Here is an 814-nt window from a genome sequence, read left to right on the forward strand (position 1 = left end):
TGGCGATCCTGCAGGGCTGGCTCGACCAGCGCCGGGCGACGATGGCAGGGGCCGATTCCGCGGCGGGGGATGCCACCGATGGTTGACAGCGTGCGGCGCGAGCGCGCCGAGCCCGAAGCCGTCGGGCCGCCGCGGCGCAGGGCGAGCCGGGTGGCCCGCAACCGGGCCGAGCGGGGGCGTAAGCGGCGGCGCTACGCCGGCCGGATCGCCGCCGGCGCGCTCGTCGTCGTCGTGGTGGCGGCCGTGTTCCTGGGCTCTCGACTCTGGCACGCGGTGTTCGGGGCCGGCGACGACTACACCGGTAATGGCAAGCACGACATCGTGATTCAAATCCAAGACGGCGACTCCACCACCGCGGTCGGGGAGACGCTGCACAACCAGGGCGTGGTCGCCACCGTCCGGGCGTTCGTCAATGCCGCGCACGGCAACACCGCGATCAACTCCATCCAGCCCGGCTTCTACCGGATGCGCACCGAGATCCCGGCGTCCAACGCCGTCGCGCGGCTGGCCGACCCCAACAGCAGGGTCGGAAAGCTGGTGATCCCGGAAGGACGCCAGCTCGACGACACCACCGACATGAAGACCAACGTGGTGACGCCGGGAATCCTGACGCTGATCTCGCGCGCCACCTGTGTGGATCTCGACGGCACCAAGCGCTGCCTGTCGGTCGACGCCCTGCGCGCCGCCGCGAGCAACAGCGCTCCCGGGGTGTTGTCGGTGCCGGCGTGGGCGGTCGAACCGGTCACCGAGCTGGGCAACGACCATCGCCGGCTCGAGGGCCTCATCGCGCCCGGAACGTTCAATGTCGATCCCT

The 814-nt window shown here is 71.0% G+C and carries 1 protein-coding gene; it reads left to right on the forward strand.

What is annotated here, in order from left to right; all coding sequences use genetic code 11:
- Nucleotides 1-78 precede the first annotated feature (78 nt).
- Nucleotides 79-814: endolytic transglycosylase MltG (locus A5736_RS15845; protein ID WP_175611300.1), on the forward strand; the 736-nt coding region annotated here is incomplete at its 3' end.

It is taken from the genome of Mycobacterium sp. SP-6446 (assembly GCF_001954045.1).
GTDB lineage: Bacteria > Actinomycetota > Actinomycetes > Mycobacteriales > Mycobacteriaceae > Mycobacterium.